This is a genomic window from Streptomyces sp. NPDC101152, assembly GCF_044768275.1.
Lineage (GTDB): Bacteria > Actinomycetota > Actinomycetes > Streptomycetales > Streptomycetaceae > Streptomyces.
The window spans coordinates 190,390-206,765 of the sequence record NZ_JBIWPO010000013.1 but is presented as its reverse complement, the minus strand read 5'-3'; the positions used below and the strand labels follow the sequence as shown (position 1 = coordinate 206,765).

Annotated in this window: 18 protein-coding genes and 1 tRNA gene; 10 read left to right on the top strand and 9 right to left on the bottom strand. The window is 70.6% G+C overall.

All coding sequences use genetic code 11. The annotated features are described in order from the left end of the window. Positions 1-98: 98 nt before the first annotated feature. The 4 genes from ACIRVK_RS19930 to ACIRVK_RS19915 all read left to right on the top strand — a co-directional run bounded on the left by ACIRVK_RS19930 (position 99) and on the right by ACIRVK_RS19915 (position 2,870). Positions 99-740, top strand: coding sequence for an ABC transporter permease (locus ACIRVK_RS19930; RefSeq protein WP_404248732.1), 642 nt, complete (start codon positions 99-101; stop codon positions 738-740). Position 741: 1 nt separating this feature from the next. Continuing rightward, positions 742-1,404 (top strand): ABC transporter permease, encoded by a 663-nt coding sequence (locus tag ACIRVK_RS19925; RefSeq protein WP_404248730.1) that lies wholly within the window; start codon positions 742-744, stop codon positions 1,402-1,404. A gap of 13 nt (positions 1,405-1,417) precedes the next feature. Further along, positions 1,418-2,347 carry an ABC transporter substrate-binding protein gene (locus ACIRVK_RS19920; RefSeq protein WP_404248728.1) on the top strand — a complete coding sequence of 310 codons (930 nt, stop codon included), beginning with the start codon at positions 1,418-1,420 and terminating at the stop codon, positions 2,345-2,347. 94 nt (positions 2,348-2,441) lie between these two features. Continuing rightward, entirely contained in the window at positions 2,442-2,870 is a 429-nt protein-coding gene (locus tag ACIRVK_RS19915; protein ID WP_404248748.1) for a hypothetical protein, read from the top strand. Positions 2,871-3,326: 456 nt separating this feature from the next. On the opposite strand, the gene ACIRVK_RS19910 is transcribed toward ACIRVK_RS19915, so the two are convergent. Next, entirely contained in the window at positions 3,327-4,715 is a 1,389-nt protein-coding gene (locus ACIRVK_RS19910; protein WP_404248726.1) for a cystathionine beta-synthase, read from the bottom strand. Between the two features lie 160 nt (positions 4,716-4,875). On the opposite strand from ACIRVK_RS19910, the gene ACIRVK_RS19905 reads away from it, so the two are divergent. The 3 genes from ACIRVK_RS19905 to ACIRVK_RS19895 all read left to right on the top strand — a co-directional run bounded on the left by ACIRVK_RS19905 (position 4,876) and on the right by ACIRVK_RS19895 (position 8,334). Beyond that, positions 4,876-5,916, top strand: a complete 1,041-nt coding sequence (locus ACIRVK_RS19905; protein ID WP_404248724.1) for an SGNH/GDSL hydrolase family protein — start codon at positions 4,876-4,878, stop codon at positions 5,914-5,916. Between the two features lie 125 nt (positions 5,917-6,041). Further along, entirely contained in the window at positions 6,042-7,262 is a 1,221-nt protein-coding gene (locus ACIRVK_RS19900) for an acetyl-CoA C-acetyltransferase (RefSeq protein WP_404248722.1), read from the top strand. A gap of 286 nt (positions 7,263-7,548) precedes the next feature. Beyond that, the gene (locus ACIRVK_RS19895) at positions 7,549-8,334 is read left to right on the top strand and encodes a hypothetical protein (protein ID WP_404248720.1); all 786 of its coding nucleotides are present in this window, start codon (positions 7,549-7,551) and stop codon (positions 8,332-8,334) included. 18 nt (positions 8,335-8,352) lie between these two features. On the opposite strand, the gene ACIRVK_RS19890 is transcribed toward ACIRVK_RS19895, so the two are convergent. Then, positions 8,353-8,664: a hypothetical protein gene (locus ACIRVK_RS19890; RefSeq protein WP_404248718.1), complete on the bottom strand. Its 312-nt coding sequence runs from the start codon at positions 8,662-8,664 to the stop codon at positions 8,353-8,355. Between the two features lie 104 nt (positions 8,665-8,768). Here ACIRVK_RS19890 and ACIRVK_RS19885 point away from each other — a divergent pair, with 104 nt between their 5' ends. After that, positions 8,769-8,999, top strand: a complete 231-nt coding sequence (locus ACIRVK_RS19885) for a DUF4287 domain-containing protein (protein WP_404248716.1) — start codon at positions 8,769-8,771, stop codon at positions 8,997-8,999. A gap of 71 nt (positions 9,000-9,070) precedes the next feature. On the opposite strand, the gene ACIRVK_RS19880 is transcribed toward ACIRVK_RS19885, so the two are convergent. From ACIRVK_RS19880 to ACIRVK_RS19855, 6 genes are all read right to left on the bottom strand, one after another. Continuing rightward, a complete protein-coding gene (locus ACIRVK_RS19880) occupies positions 9,071-9,952 on the bottom strand; it encodes a Bax inhibitor-1/YccA family protein (protein WP_404248714.1) in 882 nt (293 codons plus the stop codon). A 146-nt stretch (positions 9,953-10,098) separates the two neighbouring features. After that, positions 10,099-11,271, bottom strand: coding sequence for a 4-hydroxybenzoate 3-monooxygenase (locus tag ACIRVK_RS19875; protein ID WP_404248712.1), 1,173 nt, complete (start codon positions 11,269-11,271; stop codon positions 10,099-10,101). Positions 11,272-11,408: 137 nt separating this feature from the next. After that, positions 11,409-11,960 carry a hypothetical protein gene (locus tag ACIRVK_RS19870; RefSeq protein WP_404248710.1) on the bottom strand — a complete coding sequence of 184 codons (552 nt, stop codon included), beginning with the start codon at positions 11,958-11,960 and terminating at the stop codon, positions 11,409-11,411. A gap of 347 nt (positions 11,961-12,307) precedes the next feature. Continuing rightward, positions 12,308-14,224, bottom strand: coding sequence for a hypothetical protein (locus ACIRVK_RS19865; protein WP_404248708.1), 1,917 nt, complete (start codon positions 14,222-14,224; stop codon positions 12,308-12,310). 229 nt (positions 14,225-14,453) lie between these two features. Continuing rightward, on the bottom strand, positions 14,454-14,672 hold the full coding sequence (locus ACIRVK_RS19860; protein ID WP_404248706.1) for a hypothetical protein: 219 nt from the start codon (positions 14,670-14,672) through the stop codon (positions 14,454-14,456). A gap of 55 nt (positions 14,673-14,727) precedes the next feature. Next, positions 14,728-14,943, bottom strand: coding sequence for a hypothetical protein (locus ACIRVK_RS19855; RefSeq protein WP_404248704.1), 216 nt, complete (start codon positions 14,941-14,943; stop codon positions 14,728-14,730). A 233-nt stretch (positions 14,944-15,176) separates the two neighbouring features. Between ACIRVK_RS19855 and ACIRVK_RS19850 the strand changes: the two genes are divergently transcribed. Continuing rightward, a complete protein-coding gene (locus ACIRVK_RS19850; protein WP_404248702.1) occupies positions 15,177-15,572 on the top strand; it encodes a helix-turn-helix domain-containing protein in 396 nt (131 codons plus the stop codon). A gap of 154 nt (positions 15,573-15,726) precedes the next feature. Continuing rightward, entirely contained in the window at positions 15,727-15,978 is a 252-nt protein-coding gene (locus tag ACIRVK_RS19845; RefSeq protein ID WP_404248700.1) for a hypothetical protein, read from the top strand. 39 nt (positions 15,979-16,017) lie between these two features. Here the strand turns inward: ACIRVK_RS19845 and ACIRVK_RS19840 are convergent. After that, a tRNA-Leu gene (locus ACIRVK_RS19840) sits at positions 16,018-16,101 on the bottom strand. Positions 16,102-16,376 lie beyond the last annotated feature (275 nt).

Here is a 16,376-nt window from a genome sequence, read left to right as displayed (position 1 = left end):
AAGCCATGGAGGGCAGCCAGCATGAAAACCATCCCTGCCCCACCCGCGCAGTCCCAGAGTCGCGAACTCACGGGACGCACTCAAGAAGGTAGGGCCGCATGACCATCGACTGGTCGTGGATCGGCGACCACACCGACGACCTCACCTCCCTCACCCTCTCCCACCTGCAGGCCGCCCTGACCGCCGTCTTCTTCGGGGTCCTGATCTCGCTCCCGCTCGCGGTGCTCGCGCACCGGATCCGCCCCCTGCGCGGCTTCCTGCTGGGCTGCTCCAACGTCCTGTTCACCATCCCGTCGATCGCGATCTTCGTGCTGCTGCTCCCGATCAGCGGCCTGACCCGCACCACCACCGTCATCGGCCTGACCGTCTACACGCTGGTCGTACTGCTGCGGAACACCGTCGAGGGCCTCGACTCGGTCCCCGCGAGGACCAAGGAGGCGGCGAAGGCGATGGGCACGCGCCCCCTGCGCACCCTCCTCACGGTCGAGTTCCCGCTCGCCCTCCCCGTGATCATGGCGGGTGTCCGCATCGCGACCGTCATGTCGATCTCGCTGGTCTCGGTCGCCACCTACATCGGCGACGGCGGCCTCGGCCAGCTCTTCACCGACGGCTTCCAGCGCGACTTCCCGACCCCGGTGATCGTGGGCGTGGTCCTCACGATCCTGCTCGCCGTGGTTGCGGACGCCCTGCTGGTGGCCCTCCAGTACGTGCTGACCCCCTGGCGCAGGAGGCGGGCCTGAGATGTACGAGCTCCTCAAGAACCTCGGCAAGTGGCTGACCAGTGGCGCGAGTTGGTCCGGCTCGGACGGCATCGCCCACCGCCTCGCCGAGCACCTCCAGTACTCGCTCCTTGCGACCCTCATCGCCGCCGCGATCGGCCTCCCGCTCGGCCTGCTGATCGGCCACACCGGCAAGGGCGCCTTCGTCGCCATCAACCTCGCGTCCTTCGGCCGCGCGCTGCCGACCGTCGGCCTGGTCGTCCTGGTCTTCCTGGCGGGCGGACTGTCGATGCTGCCGGTGTACGTGGCCCTGGTCGCCCTCGCGGTCCCGGCGATCGTCACCAACACCTACGCCGGGATGACGGCCGTCGACCCCGACGTCCGCGACGCGGCCCGCGGCCAGGGCATGCGCGGCCACCAGGTCCTGTTCCAGGTCGAGCTGCCGCTCGCGCTCCCGCTGATCATGACGGGCCTGCGGCTCGCCCTCATCCAGGTCGTCGCCACGGCCACCATCGCCGCGTACGTCTCCTTCGGCGGCCTCGGCCGCTACGTCTTCGACGGCCTGGCCCAGCGCGACCTCGTGCAGGTGCTGGGCGGCGCGGTGCTGGTCGCCGCGGTCGCCGTCCTCCTGGACCTGGCCCTCTCCGCCCTCCAGCGCTTCCTCTTCCGCCACCGCACCGCCTAGGGAACCCCGACACATGAACCGACGCACCCTCCTCGGCGGCCTGTTCGCGGCCGCGTCCGTCCCCGCCCTGTCCGCCTGCGCGAGCGGCATCACCTCCCTCGACAGCCAGGGCTCCACGTCCGGCGGAGGTGGCTCCAGCAAGAGCGGCATCACCATCGGCACCGCCAACTTCACCGAGAACCAGGTCCTCGGCTACCTCTACGCGGCCGTCCTCACGTCCGCCGGCGTCAAGGTGAAGGTCCGCCCGAACCTCGGCACCCGGGAGATCGTGATCCCCGCGCTGAAGGCGGGCGACATCGACCTGCTGCCCGAATACCAGGGCGCCCTCCTCAACTACCTGGCCCCGAAGGACAACTCCTCGGAGCCGGGCACCATGCAGAACGCGCTCACCCTCGCCCTGCCGGCCGGCCTCCAGGTGCTGCCGTACGGCCAGGCGGCCGACTCGGACTGCTTCGTCGTCACCCGGGCGACCGCCCGCAAGTACGGCCTGACCTCCCTCGCCGACCTGGCCCAGCAGAACGGCAGGCTGGTCATCGGCGCCGCGCCCGAGGTGAAGAAGCGGCGGGTGGGCGCGGTCGGCCTGAAGGACGTCTACGGCGTCGAGTTCAAGGAGTTCACATCACTGGACTCCGACGGTCCCCTGGTCAAGGGCGCCCTGAAGAAGGGCGACGTCGACGTGGCGAACCTCTTCACCACCGACACCGACATCGCCGCCAACGGCTGGGTGGTGCTGACCGACCCGAAGAACCTGATCCCCAGCCAGCACATCGTCCCCCTCATCGCCGACCGCAAGGCCGACGACACGGTCCGCAGGGCCCTGGCCAAGCTCGGCAACGTCCTGACCACCGAGCAGCTCACCCAGCTCAACAGCCGGGTCGACAACGACAAGAAGGACCCGCAGGACGTGGCCAACACCTACGCCAAGCAGCACGGGCTGATCTGAGCGGGCGCCGTACCTCGAACAGGGGGGCTATCCCCAGTGCGGCGGGCGCGAGTGCTGCCTACCGTGGATTCCCATGACGGGAATGGAGACGGGCATGGACACGCGCGACACCGAGCTCAAGAAGGAACTCGACGCCACTCTGCACGCCCGCAGGGAGCTGGGTGAGGAGTACGAGTCCGCGCTGGTCGACTCGTTCCTGGAGAAGGTGGACCAGCGCATCGACGGGGCGGTGGAGCGCCGTGTGCGGCGCCAGATGGCCGAGCAGCAGATGGTGGTGGCCCGCGGGGCGCGGGCACCGAAGCCCACCGACTCCTGGGGCGAGCGCTTCGGCTTCGGCATCGTCTCGCTGGTGCTGGCGATCCCGCTGTCCGCGATCGGCGGCGGCATCGCCCACCTGCCGGGCCTGCTGGTCGCCTGGGCCGGCATCGTCGGCGTCAACGCCTTCCAGGCGGTACGCGTGAATCCGGGGCTGTTCAGCGGCCGCCACCGCACCAACAAGGACGAGGACCGCTGGGAGGACTGACCCGTCGGTCGAGAACGACGACGGCCGCCACCACCGACTGAGGAACCACGACGGCGCGCAACCGCGTCCGCGAGAGCGGCGCCGGCGTAGGCGCAAAGGGGAGTGAGGGTGCTTCCCGCTGTGACCCGGCAGAGGTAACAGCGGGGACCGCCGCACCCCCGTTGCCGGGGGGCGGGACGACGGCGGTCCCCGCGAGGGACGCTGACCGGGTCAGGGCCGGGTCTCGCGTCCGGCGTCCATGGAGGTCCGGGAGCCGCTCCGGAGGTCCTTGGACGTTCGGTGCCGGCCGGGGCGGGGAGCCGCTCCCGCCCTGCCGACACCCACTAATGTGCCGGACCCGTGTTAAGCGTGTGCTGCGTGCACGTGACACGCTCGTACCACTTCCGCGAAGTCCACCACTTCGGTGGGCAACCGCAATTTCACGGCGTTTCGCCCACGTTCACCGGACGTTCGGCGTCACTTTCCTGCCTTGGCCAGGAAGGCCAGCAGGTCCTGTCGGCCGATCACCCCGGTCGGCTTGCCCTCGACCAGGACGATCGCCGCGTCCGCCACGCCGAGCACCGTCATCAGGTCGGCGACCGGCTCACCGGAGCCCACCTGGGGCAGCGGGGGCGACATGTGCTTCTCCAGCGGATCCTCCAGCGAGGCCCGCTTGGCGAACAGGGCGTCCAGCAGCTCCCGCTCCACGACCGAGCCGACGACCTCGGCCGCCATCACGTCCGGGTGGCCGGCGCCCGGCTTCACGATCGGCATCTGCGAGACGCCGTACTCGCGCAGCACCTCGATGGCCTGGCCGACGGTTTCGTCCGGGTGCATGTGGACGAGGGACGGGATGGCGCCGTGCTCCTTGTCGTTGAGGACGTCCGCGACGCGGGCGCTGGGGCCCGCGTCCTCGAGGAAGCCGTAGTCCGCCATCCACTCGTCGTTGAAGATCTTGCTCAGGTACCCGCGTCCGCTGTCCGGCAGCAGCACGACCACGACGCCGTTCTCGTCGAGCCGCTCGGCGACCCGCAGCGCCGCCACGACCGCCATCCCGCAGGAGCCGCCCACCAGCAGCCCCTCCTCCTTGGCGAGCCGGCGGGTCATCTGGAAGGAGTCCTTGTCGGAGACGGCGACGATCTCGTCGGCGACGGTCCGGTCGTAGGCGGTGGGCCAGAAGTCCTCACCGACGCCCTCGACGAGGTAAGGCCGCCCGGAGCCGCCCGAGTACACGGACCCCTCGGGGTCGGCGCCCACGACCTGGACCCTGCCGTCGCTGGCGTCCTTGAGGTACCGCCCGGTCCCGGAGATGGTGCCGCCCGTGCCGACGCCGGCCACGAAATGGGTGATCTTCCCCTCCGTCTGCTCCCACAGCTCGGGGCCGGTCGAGTGGTAGTGGGAGAGCGGGTTGTTGGGGTTGGAGTACTGGTCGGGCTTCCACGCGCCCGGCGTCTCGCGCACCAGCCGGTCGGAGACGTTGTAGTACGAGTCCGGGTGCTCGGGGTCCACGGCGGTGGGGCACACGACCACCTCGGCCCCGTACGCCCGCAGCACGTTGATCTTGTCGGTGCTCACCTTGTCGGGGCACACGAAGATGCACTTGTACCCCTTCTGCTGGGCCACGATCGCGAGCCCCACACCGGTGTTGCCGCTGGTCGGCTCCACGATGGTCCCGCCGGGCTTGAGCGCCCCGCTCTCCTCGGCCGCCTCGATCATGCGCAGGGCGATGCGGTCCTTCACGGAACCGCCCGGGTTGAAGTACTCGACCTTGGCCAGGACAGTCGCCTTGATGCCCTTGGTCACGCTGTTGAGCCTCACCAGCGGGGTGTTGCCGACGAGGCTGATCATCGAGTCGTGGAATTGCACCGTTGTCTCCGGTTGCTGCAAAAGAAGTGGTCGTACTGGTTCCGCCAGGGTAGGCCCTGTGGTCCACCCGGGGCGGTCGTTCACTCCCCGTTGAGATTGGCGGACGGTCCGTACGGGGCAAGGAGTGGATGTACGGCTACGAAGGAGGTGGCGGCGAGGTATGACGGGCATGTCGAGGGCGCGGGTGGCCCGGCGGATCGCGGCCGGTGCCGCGTACGGAGGCGGTGGCATCGGGCTGGCCGGCGCGGCCGCCATGGGGCTGCTGCTGGCCGAGGTGCAGCTCGCCAAGCGCCACGTGGGCAACGGCAGCGCCGGCCGCGTACCGGTCGCCGACGGGGTGTACGGCAACGCCTACGCCGTCCCCGACGAACCTCCCCTGCGGCTGACCATGCTCGGCGACTCCACGGCGGCCGGCCAGGGCGTGCACCGGGCGGGTCAGACACCGGGCGCCTTGCTGGCCTCGGGCCTGTCGGCGGTGGCCGAACGCCCGGTCGAGCTGCACAACGTGGCCCTGCCCGGCGCCACCTCCGACGACCTGGACCGCCAGGTCGCCCTGGTCCTGGCGAACCCCGCCCTCGTGCCCGACATCTGCGTGATCATGATCGGGGCGAACGACGTCACCCACCGCATGCCCCCGACCCGTTCCGTGCGCCATCTGTCGGCGGCGGTACGGCGGCTGCGCACGGCGGGCGCGGAGGTCGTCGTCGGCACCTGTCCCGACCTGGGCACGATCGAACCGGTCCAGCAGCCGCTGCGCTGGCTCGCGCGCCGGGCCTCCCGGCAGTTGGCGGCGGCCCAGACGATCGGCGCCGTCGAGCAGGGCGGCCGCACGGTGTCCCTGGGCGACCTGCTCGGCCCCGAGTTCGAGGCCAACCCCCGTGAACTGTTCGGCCCCGACAACTACCACCCCTCGGCGGAGGGCTACGCCACCGCGGCCATGGCGGTGCTGCCGACGGTCTGCGCCGCGCTCGGCCTGTGGCCGGCGGAGGAGGAGCGTCCGGACGTGTCCCGGCGGGAGGGCTTCCTGCCGGTGGCCCGGGCCGCCGCGGAGGCCGCGTCGGAGGCGGGCACGGAGGTCACAGCCGCGATGCCGACCGGCCCGCGCGGCCCCTGGGCACTGCTCAAGCGCCGGCGCAGGCGGCGGGTGCAGGAGCCGGAACCGCGGACGACGTCGGTCCCGTCGACCCAGGCAACGCCCTGAGCCACAAAGCAAGCGCTTAGAAAATTGCGGCCAGGGTCACACGGCGACAGACGTGACCCTGGCCATACGGACGGGTAACTTCCCAAGCAGCCTGCCCGACACGCCCGTACGCCAATGGAGCCGTCATGCCCGAAGCCGTGATCGTCTCGACCGCCCGCTCGCCCATCGGCCGCGCCTTCAAGGGCTCCCTCAAGGACCTGCGCCCCGACGACCTCACCGCCACGATCATCCAGGCGGCCCTGGCCAAGATCCCCGAGCTGGACCCGCGCGACATCGACGACCTGATGCTCGGCTGCGGCCTGCCCGGCGGCGAGCAGGGCCACAACCTCGGCCGCATCGTCGCCGTGCAGATGGGCATGGACCACCTCCCGGGCTGCACCATCACCCGTTACTGTTCCTCGTCGCTGCAGACGAGCCGGATGGCCCTGCACGCCATCAAGGCCGGCGAGGGCGACGTCTTCATCTCGGCCGGCGTCGAGATGGTCTCCCGCTACGTCAAGGGCAACTCCGACAGCCTCCCGGACACGCACAACCCGCTGTTCGCCGAGGCCGAGGCCCGCACCGAGGCCGTCGCCCAGCAGGAGGGCACGAGCTGGCACGACCCGCGCGAGGACGGCCTGGTCCCCGACCCGTACATCGCGATGGGCCAGACCGCCGAGAACCTGGCCCGCGTCAAGGGCGTCACCCGCCAGGACATGGACGAGTTCGGCGTCCGCTCCCAGAACCTCGCCGAGGAGGCCATCAAGAACGGCTTCTGGGAGCGCGAGATCACCCCGGTCACGACCCCCGACGGCACGGTCGTCAGCAAGGACGACGGCCCGCGCCCGGGCGTCACCATGGAGGGCGTCGCCGGCCTCAAGCCCGTCTTCCGCCCCGACGGACTGGTCACCGCGGGCAACTGCTGCCCCCTGAACGACGGTGCCGCCGCCGTGGTCGTGATGAGCGACACCAAGGCCCGCGAGCTCGGCCTCACCCCGCTCGCCCGCATCGTGTCGACCGGCGTCTCGGGCCTGTCCCCCGAGATCATGGGCCTCGGCCCGGTGGAGGCCTCGCAGCGCGCCCTGCGCCTGGCCGGCCTCACCATCGACGACATCGACCTGGTCGAGATCAACGAGGCGTTCGCCGCCCAGGTGATCCCCTCCTACCGCGAGCTGAACATCCCGCTGGAGAAGCTGAACGTGAACGGCGGCGCGATCGCCGTCGGCCACCCCTTCGGCATGACCGGCGCCCGCATCACCGGCACGCTCATCAACTCCCTCCAGTTCCACGACAAGCAGTTCGGCCTGGAGACCATGTGCGTCGGCGGCGGCCAGGGCATGGCGATGGTCATCGAGCGCCTGAGCTGAGAGCCGACGAGCACACCCCTGCGTAACCGCTGAGGCACCAACGGTCAGCCTCTGGCCCGGAGTCCGGGACAACCCCGCACTCCGGGCCGTTTTGTGATCCAATCTCCCCCAGGATGTGACCTATCTCCCTTAGCGGGGGGATTCACGCAGCTCAGCGCGGGTACGACACCCCACTCCGGGCCCAAAGTCCTGTCCGGTTCGTGACGTTACGCACTGACAGCTGGTTAGTCCGCCCTTCAAGCTGATGTAGGAAGTCGGGGGTCGACTTTGAACCGGGAGTACGTCAGTGAGCGCCATGCCGATCGCCTTGCTGCTCATCACGGCCGCCACGGGCGCCGTGGGCGTCGCCGTCCTGCGCACCCTCATGGTGCTGCGCCGTGAGGTCGCCGCCCTGCACGCCCAGCTCGCCGAGCGGCACGCCCCGCACGGTCTCGTGCCCGCCGCCCGCCTGTCCACGGAGGTCGACGAGATACGCGCCGCCGTCGCCGAGGCGCTCGCCGAGGAGCGTGAGCGGGAACTGGCCGAGGCGCGCGCCTTCTGGGCCGCCCAGGAGACCCGTGACGCCTCCGACGCCCCCTCGCTGCTGGGTCTGCCCGACAGCGAGCTGTTCCTGCCCCGGCACAGCGACTTCGTGGGACTGGAGCCGCTGGAGTCGGTGACCGAGCCGGGCGCGGACGCCGACGAGTTCGCCGGGGACTCCCCCGAACTGGCCGCGGCCCGCCGCCGTCACCCCTCCCACCCGGACTTCGTACCGGTCCAGCCACCCGTGGCGAACGACCACGAACGCACCGTGGCCACCCTCGAGGAACTCGCCGCGTCCCGCGTCGAACTGGCCGACGTCCGCCCCGGCCCCCTCGGCACCCTCGACGTCTACGTCTTCGCCGACGGCACGACCCTGTGCATGACCCCGGGCCACCGAGAAACAGCCGAACGCCTGGCAGCGGCCCTGCGGTCGGGCCTGACCCCGATCCTGCTCGGCGGTTCGGGCGTGAGCGGCGCGTACACGCTGACGTTCGAGTGCGGCGAGGAGAACGTCTACATCCTGGCGGACCGAGTCATAGCGTCCCTCTGAGGCGCGCGGGCGCGCTCCTCAGACCCCCGCCCGCTTCTGCGCTTCTTCCACCAACCGCACAGCTTCAGCGACCTGGCCCTCGTCATCCAGCACGAGGGCCAAGTCATGTACGGCAACGGTGATCTGGTCCGCGGCGGCGAACATTCCGGCGTCCGGCATCAACCGAGGCTCCACCCCGGGCTCCTCCAACACCTGCGCCCGGCACGCCAACTCCCGGGCCAACTGCAGGGCCTCAGCGGCGGCGCCACGCTGCAGGCGCGACTGCGGCGCCGCCCTCAAACGGTCGGCGAAGTGATCCACGGCTCGCGTCAAGGGCGTCGTATCAACCACGGGACGAGCGTACGCGGCGCCGCCAGACTGTTGCCAACAGGCGAACGCTCAGGCACCGTGACCTGAAGGACCGGCTTACATCCCCTTTGCGTTCGGAGGCGCCGATGTCCCACGTCCTCTCTGAGGAGACCCACCGCAACATGCTCGCCCGCATCCCCCACTGCACCGGTCGTGAAGTGTCCGACTGGCTGCGCACCGTCGAAGAAGGCCCCGCCCTCTTCCGCTTCGAGGAAAAGGTCAGCTGGCTCCGCCACGAGCACAACCTCGCGTACGGCCACGCGAGGGCGATCGTCCACGAATACGACCTGAGGAGGGCCGCGCGCAAACTGCTCTAGGCGCGCACCACGACATGCCGAAGGGCCCCGGGTCCGAGAACCCGGGGCCCTTCGCGACAGCCGCCGGCAGGCTAGTCGTTGCTGTTCAGGATCGCGATGATCCGCAGGAACTCCATGTAGATCCACACCAGCGTCAACGTCAGCCCGAAGGCCGCCAGCCACGCCTCCTGCTTCGGCGCGCCGTAGGCGATGCCGTCCTCGACCTGCTTGAAGTCCAGGGCGAGGAAGCAGGCGCCGAGCAGGACGCCGACGACGCCGAAGAAGACGCCGAGCGGGCCGCTGCGGAAGCCGAGGCCGTCACCACCGCCGAAGACCGCGAACAGCAGGTTCACGACCATCAGCAGCACGAAGCCGAGCGCGGCCGCCATCACGAAGCCGTAGAAGCGGCGGTTGACGCGGATCCAGCCCGCCTTGTACGCCACCAGCACACCGGCGAACACCGCCATCGTGCCGATCACGGCCTGCATGGCCGCGCCGCTCGCGATGCGGTTGTCGACGACGCTGGAGACCACGCCGAGGAAGACACCCTCGAACGCGGCGTACGACAGGATCAGCGCCGGCGAGGCCTTGCGCTTGAAGGACTGCACGAACGCCAGCACCATGCCGATCAGCGCGGCACCGACGCCGATGCCGTAGGACCGGCTGAGGTTGGCGTTGTCGACCGGCAGCAGCGCCCAGGCGAGCGCGGCGGTGACGATCAGCGTGCCGAGGGTGGACGCCGTGCGCACCACGACGTCGTCCATGGTCATCCGGCCGGTGGTGGCCGGGGCCGGGGCGCCGTACTGCAGGTCCTGCTGGGCGTACGGGTTCTGCGCGTAGGGGTTGCCCTGCGCGTACGGGTCGGTCTGCGTTCCGACAGCGGGACCCCCGGCCTGCGGCGCGGTGTTGAACCCCGCGTAGCCGTTGTCGCGGCTGAACCCCCGTCGCGAGAAGACCGGGTTTCTGCTCCTCATTTCACTCCTCCATGGCCGCGCGTCGCGACCTTGGCTCAAGAGTAATAGGTAGGCAAAGGATTGACCCTACTGCTTGGGGAGGATCTTTCCCCACCTGTGCTGCGCAACACGGTACGCGAGGCCGTGATTCCCCTCACCCCGGGGATTCACACGGGGAAGCCCGTGTACCCCTCGGCCAGGTCTGTCTCGGCGGCGCGGGAGGTCGCGATCCGGTCGAGGCGGGCGAGTTGGAGCCGGGCGTCGAAGGGGGTGGCGTCGGGGGCGGGATGCAGCATCGTCGTCATGTCGTAGGAGAACCGCTCGGCCTGCCAGACGCGGCGCAGGCAGGTCGAGGAGTAGGCGTCGAGCAGCTCGGCCGACCCGGTCTCCCGCTGGTACGACAGCGCCCTGGCGAAGGTGACGACGTCCCCGACGGCCAGGTTGAGCCCCTTCGCGCCGGTCGGCGGGACGATGTGCGCCGCGTCGCCGGCCAGGAAGAGCCGGCCGTGGCGCATCGGCTCGTGGACGTAGGACCGCATCGGGGTCACCGACTTCTGGGTGATCGGCCCGCGCTCCAGCCGCCAGTCGTCCCCGGTCTCGAACCGGCGCTCCAGCTCGTCCCAGATCTCCTCGTCGCCCCAGCTCTCCGCGTCCGTGCCCTCGGGGACCTGGAGGTAGAGGCGGGAGACGGACGGGGAGCGCATGGACAGCAGCGCGAAGCCGCGGTCGTGGCGGGCGTAGACCAGCTCGTCGTGGGAGGGCGGCACGTCGGCGAGGATGCCGAGCCACGCGAAGGGGTACGACCGCTCGAAGACGCGGGTGAGCTCGGCCGGGATCGCCTTCCTGGCCACCCCCCAGAACCCGTCGCACCCGACGACGTAGTCGCACTCCAGCACGTCCTCGCGGCCCTCGTGGCGGAACCGCACCCGCGGGCGGTCGGTGTCGGCGCCCTCGACGGCCAGCGCCTCCGCCTCGAACAGCAGCGGACCGCCCTCCTTGAGCTGGAGGGCGATGAGGTCCTTGCAGACCTCGGTCTGGGCGTAGACCATCACGGACCGGCCGCCGGTGAGGGCGGGGAAGTCGACGCGGTGGCGTTTCCTGTCGTACCGCAGCTCGATGCCGCCGTGCTCGAGTCCCTCGCGGTCCATGCGCTCGCCGGCGCCGGCCGCGCGCAGTACGTCCACCGTGCCCTGCTCCAGGATCCCGGCGCGCTGGCGGTGCTCGACGTAGGCGCGGTCGCGGCTCTCCAGGACGACCGAGTCGATCCCGGCGTCGTGCAGCAGCCGGGCGAGGAGGAGGCCGGCCGGGCCGGCGCCGACGATGCCGACGGTGGTACGCATCCCGCATCCTTTGTTCGTCCAGTGAAATTTACTTCACCAATTTCGGATGTGAGTGTGCGCCCGCCCCCGAGGGATGTCAATGGCCGACCGCGGCGCCGTGGGAGACGGACACCGCGGTCGGCCCTGGTCCGGCGGGATCAGCGCACCGGGGGCCAGCCGTCGAGGTGCCGGTGGAGCGTGACGTCCGGCTTCACGTCGGCCTTGGGCGCGTGGGCCACGGCGTCGTGCAGCACCCCGGTGACCTCGCTCGCCAGGCCGTCGACCTGGGTCCTCAGGTCCGCCGCGGGCAGCCCGGAGCGGGTCAGCTCGTCCAGCCGGCGGTGGATGTCGGCGAGCTTGCGCTGCGCGTCGGCGTCCAGGCTGAACGGGGTGGGCGTGGAGACGACGAACTGGTAGGCGCCGGCCAGGGTCTGGCAGCCGGTGCACTTCTTGTTGACGGCGTCGCTGAGGTTCACGGCGTTGAGGTGCGTGTGCTCGCCGGCGATCGTGACGATCTGGAACGACAGCGCGACGGAACGGCAGGCGTCGTCGGCGGAGCAGCCCGCGGAGACCGCGTTGGCCTGGTTGCGGGCGGAGGCGGCGTTCACCGTCCCGAACTGCCGCACCGTGAACGAGTCCCTGGCCTGCGTGTGGTGCGCCCGGTCGGCGTGCGTGAACACGTGGTCCGACGCGTACGCGGCATGCGTCACGCCACTGGCCGCCTGCGCAGGCACAGCGGTGGCGGCCCCCGCGACCCCGGCCGCGAACAGCCCTATCCCAAGGGCCCGCCGAGTGAGCGGATTACGAATCGGCCGTGCTTTGCGATGAGCGGTCATGGGTTCTCCTCGGTAGGTGGATGGGTCGGTGGTGGGGGGGTGGCGGTGTTGCGGAGGCGGGGCGGATAGGGCTGACGGGGTGGGTGTTGCGGGGCACGGGCGAGCTCGGTCGGCGCCGGGCGTCGTTCGAACTGCGCCGCCCGTAAGGGCGGCCCCCGGGCTGCGCCGCGGTGGTGGGTTCGGCCGGGCCCGGGGACGTCCACCCCGGGCCCGGCCGGGGCTCAGGTCTTTGCCGGTGAGGCGCTGGACTGGGGGGTCGGGGAGGACGGTGGGGAGGCCGGGGCGCTCTCCGACGGGGTCGGGGAGGTCGCGGGCACGGACGGGCCGCCGGCCGGGGCGGACGCGGAGGGGCCCGAGACGGTGGGTGGGGTGGCGGTGGCGGTCGCCGGGTGGCCCGTCGGGCCCTTGCTCGGATGGGCCGACGCCGGGGCGGACGCGGTCGCGGAGGCCGAGGGGGCCGTACTCGTCGACGGGTGGGGCGAGGCGCCCTTCGCGGCGCCGGAGGCGCCCGGTACGGCCGTCGGGGACAGGGACGCGGTGCCGTGGCCCGTCGGGCCCTGCGAGGCTCCGCCGTCCGAGGTCGAGGCGTCCCGGGGGCCGGGGGCCTGCGTGGACACCCCGGGTTGCAGGATCGGCGCGATCGGCGGCTGCTTGGGCAGCGGCTTCGGCGTGATGCCGGAGACCCAGGCGTAGCTCAGGCCGGTCAGACCGACCAGCGCGAGGGCGCACAGCAGGACGCGCAGCCGGGGACGTCCCGCCGTGGCGCGGTTCGCGGCGCGGAAGATGCGGCCGCTCATCTTCACCGACAGATAGACGACACCGGCCATCGGGCACAGCAGCATCACGCAGCCGATGATCCCGACCAGCCCGTTCACGATCTGCCCGTCCGCCAACGCCGAACCCGTACCCACGAGTTGCTCGGTCAGCGACCGCGTCATGGTGGCGAGGATCCGCGGCAGGTTCCACAGGGCGTAGCCCAACTCGCCGACCAGCAGCGGCACCATCGTCAGCACCCAGGTGGCGACGACGGTCCGGGCCGACTTCTTCAGCCCGGCGACCTCCCGCCGCGCCGCCTTCCCCTTGGCGCCGGGCACCAGGCTGAGCAGGATCGGCTTGATCTTGCCGTAGAGGTCCGGCACCCCCGCGAGGTCGCCGAGGATGTAGTAGCCGTCCAGCCGGACGGCCGGCATCAGCTGCTCCAGGATCTCGAAGTGCCCGAGGTACACGGCGGCCAGGAAGAACTGCGCGCCGGTCGCGAAGTACGCCCCGGCCATGGCGAGCATGAAGACGACGTTGAAGTAGACCCCGCCGAGGTCGGTGCGGATCCGCCCGGCGCGTCCGATGCGGTACACGTCCGTCACGTCGGTGTACATCGACGGCCAGATCAGGAAGAGCCCGCAGCCGATGCAGCCGGGCCGCGCGCCCCCGTACTTGCACGCGGAGGCGTGGCCGAACTCGTGGAAGACGAGTGAGGCCACGGTCAGCACGAACACGATCAGGATGAGGACCGGTTGGTCCAGGACCTCCAGGACCGGGTCGATCGCCCCGAAGAAGCCGAACAGCCACACGTCCATGGCCACGGCGGCCAGCAGCACCGCCACGACCACCGCCGGCCGGTGCAGCCAGGACAGCGCCCGCGCGATCCGTGCCGTGCGCCGCTCGTCGAAGACCACCCGGTGGCCCTTGAGGGCGAGCAGCAGGTCGGAGCGCGGGGCGTCGACCTCGTCGTTCTCCTGCCCCTCGGGGACCGTCACCCCGAGCGGTTCGAGCTTGTTCTCCACCAGGTAGCGGACGTTGTCGCCGCTGACCTCGCGGCCGAAGCGCGCGCTGACGCGGTACGCGATCGTCTCGACGTCGCGGATCCCGTCGATGCTCGACGCCACGAGGTACAGCAGCCGGGACAGCTGCACGACCTGCCCGTCCCCCCGACGGGCGATGTACTTGGGGTCGGTGAAGCCCGACCCCTGGTACTCGCCGTGCAGCTTCAGTCCCGCGCTCAGCCGTGGGACGGCCGGCGGCTGTTCGACGACCGGCAGGTTGCCCGTCGCGACCTGCTCGAAGGTCACCGGCCAGCCGCCGGGTCCGGGCACGGGCCCGGTGTCGTACAGCGCCGCGGTCCCGTCTCCGAGCACTGTCATGTGTGGACTCCCCCCACGTATCCCCCCACATCCGCGCCGGCCCTCCCCCCGGAAGGCGCGGCGAGTTCCCGCGCGAACGCGGCGAGTTCCCCCCGGAAACGCCGCTGGTCCCCCCAACAAAGAGCCGCGGGTCGCCCTGGATGGGCCGTGGGGGGGGGGCGCGCCGCACACGAAGCGCGGTCCGCCCCCACGGCCGTCGTAGCGGGTGAGTACCGCTACAGCGGTACCGCTACTGCGTGACGTTGATCGTCTGCGAGGCCGAGGACTCGGCGTCCGAGTACGAGGAGTGGTCGTTGACGGCCGCGGACTCGTTGTGCGCCGAGATGTGGGCGACGTGCTTGGTGACGTTCACCGTCTTGCCGAAGCTGAACTTCAGCCGGCCCAGGGCCTCACGGCCCGGCAGCAGCTCCGCGGACTCGGTGTCCAGCTCGTTCATGTCCATGCTCATGACGGATGTCCTTTCGAGATGTCTTCGGTGTCGGTTTCGAGGTGGAGCGCGAGCGTTACTGCGAGACGTTGATGGCCTGCGCGGCACCGGAGTCGGCCACCGAGCACGAGGAGTGGTCGTTGAGGGCCGCGGACTCGTTGTGCGCCGAGATGTGGGCGACGTGCTTGGTGACGTTCACCGTCTTGCCGAAGCTGAACTTCAGCCGGCCCAGGGCCTCGCGACCCGGCAGCAGCTCCGCGGACTCGGCCTCAAGCTCGTGGGCGTCCATCATGATCAGTTCCCCCTCAGGGATGGGCGTTTCCGATCAGACAGCGTCAGGTTCCCCCCGGACTCTGTCCAATCTGGTCGGACGTGCTGTCCAACGAGATTGGACACTAGGCCCTTCGAGGGGCGGCGCGCAAGTGGTTCGGGAAATCACCCTTTCGGCGGCACCGGGGCACGACCGTAGAATCGGCCCCGACATGGACCGCCTTGCCGAAACAGCCAGCAGGAAGTGACCCACCCGTGGCCAACGCACTGCAGCAGTTGATCCGTGAGCGCCTCGACCGCAAGGGCTGGTCCTACGGCGACGTGGCGCGTCGCGGCGGGATCCCACGGTCCACCGTCCACCACCTGGCCACCACCGACCGCGTCGTACGGATGCCACAGTCGGCCACCCTGGAGGGACTGTCCAAGGGCCTCGAGCTCCCGTTGGACACCGTCCGCCGCGCCGCCGCGGAGGCCTGCGGCATCCACGTGTACGGCACCCCCGACGTCGGCGGCCCGGCCACGAACCCCGCCGACCCCGAGGTCGACCTCCTCATCGCCAGCGTCCAGAAACTCTCCGCGGACGACCGTCGCCATGTCGCGGCCCTCGTGGAGTCACTGCTGGACCGCACGCCGCCCACCCCGGACAAGTGACGCTACTCGAACACGGATGCGCCGTATTCCGTCAAGTCGGAAAAAGAACGTCAATCGCCCCCGAACACCCCGAGATCCCCCGCTACTCTCTCGTCTGCCCGAGGAGCGAGACCCGCACGTCCACCCCGGGCTCCTTGGGGGGAATGTGTTGTTCGTGCATGGCGGACCGGCCACGGCCGTCGTCCGCAGGCCTTCGGGCCAGTCGGTCGTCCTGCTCTCCGGGGAGCTGCCCGAGATCCTCACCGAGGAGGCGGTCGCCGAACTCCTCGACCTCGCCGCCGCCGTCCTGGACGCGGACGAACTGGAGCTGTTCCACAGCTGCCTGGACCGGCTGCGCACCGACGGCATGCGCGCCGGCCGCCGGATCGAGGTGGAGGGTGCCGTCCTCACCGTCTACGAAGGGTGACGTCCGCCTACGGAACGCTTCGTTCCGTAGGCGCGGAAGTGCCCGGAGCCGGACTTGAACCGGCACGCCCGCGAAGGGGCAGCGAGGTTTAAGCTCGCCGTGTCTGCATTCCACCATCCGGGCAGGCCATGGGCTCCGCGCGTCGAGGTTCGAGCCTATCGGGATGCTTCCCTCGAACAGCCGACCCACGGACCGATGTTGTCTTATTTTATTGAGGTCTGAGGGTGCATCAGCACATGGAACGCGCCATCCGCACTTGCCAGTAGCCTTACGCCCGAGGTCGCCCGGCACCTGCGGAATGACGGAATTTCACCGCCCGAACGAGGGTGCTCCACCGGTTCTCGACGTCCTTCGGCACAAGCGCTTGCCATGTCCTCGGCAGAGCCGGTCTCTCAGGG

Coding starts and splice junctions, on each gene's coding strand:
- ACIRVK_RS19930 (WP_404248732.1), top strand. CDS start 99: ATGACCATCGACTGGTCGTGGATCGGCGACCACACCGACGACCTCACC.
- ACIRVK_RS19925 (WP_404248730.1), top strand. CDS start 742: ATGTACGAGCTCCTCAAGAACCTCGGCAAGTGGCTGACCAGTGGCGCG.
- ACIRVK_RS19920 (WP_404248728.1), top strand. CDS start 1,418: ATGAACCGACGCACCCTCCTCGGCGGCCTGTTCGCGGCCGCGTCCGTC.
- ACIRVK_RS19915 (WP_404248748.1), top strand. CDS start 2,442: ATGGACACGCGCGACACCGAGCTCAAGAAGGAACTCGACGCCACTCTG.
- ACIRVK_RS19905 (WP_404248724.1), top strand. CDS start 4,876: ATGACGGGCATGTCGAGGGCGCGGGTGGCCCGGCGGATCGCGGCCGGT.
- ACIRVK_RS19900 (WP_404248722.1), top strand. CDS start 6,042: ATGCCCGAAGCCGTGATCGTCTCGACCGCCCGCTCGCCCATCGGCCGC.
- ACIRVK_RS19885 (WP_404248716.1), top strand. CDS start 8,769: ATGTCCCACGTCCTCTCTGAGGAGACCCACCGCAACATGCTCGCCCGC.
- ACIRVK_RS19880 (WP_404248714.1), bottom strand. CDS start 9,952: ATGAGGAGCAGAAACCCGGTCTTCTCGCGACGGGGGTTCAGCCGCGAC.
- ACIRVK_RS19875 (WP_404248712.1), bottom strand. CDS start 11,271: ATGCGTACCACCGTCGGCATCGTCGGCGCCGGCCCGGCCGGCCTCCTC.
- ACIRVK_RS19865 (WP_404248708.1), bottom strand. CDS start 14,224: ATGACAGTGCTCGGAGACGGGACCGCGGCGCTGTACGACACCGGGCCC.
- ACIRVK_RS19860 (WP_404248706.1), bottom strand. CDS start 14,672: ATGAGCATGGACATGAACGAGCTGGACACCGAGTCCGCGGAGCTGCTG.
- ACIRVK_RS19855 (WP_404248704.1), bottom strand. CDS start 14,943: ATGATGGACGCCCACGAGCTTGAGGCCGAGTCCGCGGAGCTGCTGCCG.